Origin of the sequence: Flammeovirga aprica JL-4 (assembly GCF_012844305.1) — a bacterium.
GTDB lineage: Bacteria > Bacteroidota > Bacteroidia > Cytophagales > Flammeovirgaceae > Flammeovirga > Flammeovirga aprica.
This window is the reverse complement of sequence record NZ_JABANE010000255.1, coordinates 1-2097: the sequence shown is the minus strand read 5'-3', so window position 1 is coordinate 2097 and position 2097 is coordinate 1. Positions and strand designations below refer to the sequence as shown.

The 2097-nt window shown below is 35.3% G+C and carries 3 protein-coding genes; 2 read left to right on the top strand and 1 reads right to left on the bottom strand.

Annotated features, from left to right (window positions below):
- Positions 1 to 65 precede the first annotated feature (65 nt).
- Both HHU12_RS35880 and HHU12_RS33620 read left to right on the top strand, forming a co-directional pair.
- Complete coding sequence (locus HHU12_RS35880; RefSeq protein ID WP_169661101.1) at positions 66 to 995, top strand: RHS repeat-associated core domain-containing protein; 930 nt, start codon at positions 66 to 68, stop codon at positions 993 to 995.
- Positions 996 to 1007: 12 nt separating this feature from the next.
- Complete coding sequence (locus tag HHU12_RS33620; RefSeq protein WP_169661100.1) at positions 1008 to 1697, top strand: hypothetical protein; 690 nt, start codon at positions 1008 to 1010, stop codon at positions 1695 to 1697.
- A 124-nt stretch (positions 1698 to 1821) separates the two neighbouring features.
- On the opposite strand, the gene HHU12_RS33615 is transcribed toward HHU12_RS33620, so the two are convergent.
- Positions 1822 to 2097, bottom strand: a 276-nt coding sequence (locus HHU12_RS33615) for a hypothetical protein (protein WP_169661099.1), incomplete at its 5' end; no start/stop codon positions are given.

The following is a 2097-nucleotide window of genomic DNA, read 5'->3' as shown; positions in this document are numbered from 1 at the left end:
ACACGTTCTTTCATATAGTGATTACTATCCTTTTGGGTTGAAGATTACGGCTAGGAGTAGCGGTAGTGAGGGGGTATAGGTATGGGTTCCAAGGTCAAGAAGAAGATGGAGAAACTGGTTGGGTGAACTATAAATATAGGATGCATAATCCTGTAATAGGGAGGTTCTTTGCTATTGATCCACTTACAAAAAAATACCCACACAATTCACCTTATGCCTTCAGTGAAAATAAAGTTATACAGTTTATTGAATTAGAAGGGCTAGAAATTGCACTTACAACACCTTGGTATAATACAAGTCCTGAAACCTATCTTGCAACTGCAGAAAGTGTAACAGAAGAACATCTTCATACTGCATTAGATATTGCTGGAGGAGCCCCAGTAGTGGGAGAACCTATTGATGCTTTACACGGAGTAGTATACCTTGCTCAAGGTAAGTACTATGAAGCGACATTATCTGGAATATCAATTCTTCCAATAATAGGCGATGCAGCAGCAAAAGGATGGAAGTATGCAGCTATGTATGGAAGTGAAATTCCTAAATTAAAGGGGAAAACTAAATGGTTTAAGAGTTTTAGTAATGCAGTAGAATTTGCTAATAATTATGGAAAGTACGGTGAAAAAGTTGCCTCTGCAATTGCTTCTCGAAGTAATTTACGTAATGTCGGTGATAAAATGTTTGGGAGTGTAGATTGGGTTGCTCACCATGTGATACCTGTATCTATGCTAAAAGAAAGTGAAGTAGTAAGAAAAGCAGTAGAAGCTGGTTTTAAGTTTAATGGGAAAATAAATGGAATGCCTATTGAAACTGTATTACATAACACTGGAGGACATAAGAAATATAATAGTTGGATTAAATCTAAATTAGACAATTGGGCTAATGATAATATAGGTTTTGATGGAGAAGCTGCTAAAAAATTCATTACCGAAACACTTTTACCAGATGCTCAAAAAGTTGTTAAAGAATTAACCGATAATGGTCAGAAAATATTGTAAATTTTTCATAAAATGAGGTATTATATATTAGAAGATTCCACTGGAGATGAAATTGGGAATACATATCCGCAAACAGATGGTATGAGTAATAATTACAAGTTTAAAAAGATTGATTCTGTCTCGAATTTACCAATCTTAAAAGCTCCAAAAGTTATTCCCGACTTAAATTCTGTGATGTTGGGCAAAGGTTCCAACTTAACAGATATAGTGAGTAGTGCATTATTCAATAGCTATAGCTTTTTGGTAAATAGTAAGCTTAAGGCTTTAATGACAAAATTCAATCTACCAAAGCATGCATTTTTTGAGGCTACTTTATTAAAATATGATAGCGATGTAAAGGAAAACTATTTTTTATTTCACTTACAGGAAAGTCATAGTACTTCAATTGACTTTACAAAATCTAGCTTTTCAACATTAAGAATTCCACCTTGGGAATTGCCAAATTGGGATTATGAAAAAACACCAATTGAGATAAACTCACATGATGATTTAGTCAAAAAGACAAAGGAACTTAAATCAGTTAAAAATATTGTCCCAGATAGATTGAAACTAGTTGATAATTTTGATCATAATTTAGACTTGTTTACATTAAGATATTTGTATGGAAAAATACTTATTTCTGAACGGTTGAAAGAGGCTCTTGAAATAAACAAGATTTCAGGTTTTCAAATTACAAAACCGTCTTATGAAATAGATTTATAAATAGTATTACTAAGAACTTGTTTGAAATTCCCAATGTTCTCAGTATTAAGCCGTAGGCGTTACTTAGAACTATCCAATTGTATAAGTTTGTAACTTATCACAACAAAACCCCAACCCCCACAAGTCAATAATACTTGTGGGAGTTTCTTATCCCCAAAAACTCCCAACCAAAAATCCCCCTCTCAAAAACAGAGTAGCATGGGTCGCCGACAACTTCCTTCCGAATCCACAGGATCCTCAAAAAACCGTCAAATACCGCTATGATGCTTCCGGTAACCGCATCACCAAATACGTCACCACCCCCGACAAAGAGATCAACACCCTCTATGTCCGAGACGCGAGCGGTAATATCATGGGCGTTTACAGCGACACCCTCAAAACCGAAGGAGGTCAGCCCGTA

Bases quoted from the DNA above. Each gene is read 5' to 3' on its own strand.
- HHU12_RS33620 (WP_169661100.1), top strand. From the start codon at position 1,008: ATGAGGTATTATATATTAGAAGATTCCACTGGAGATGAAATTGGGAAT.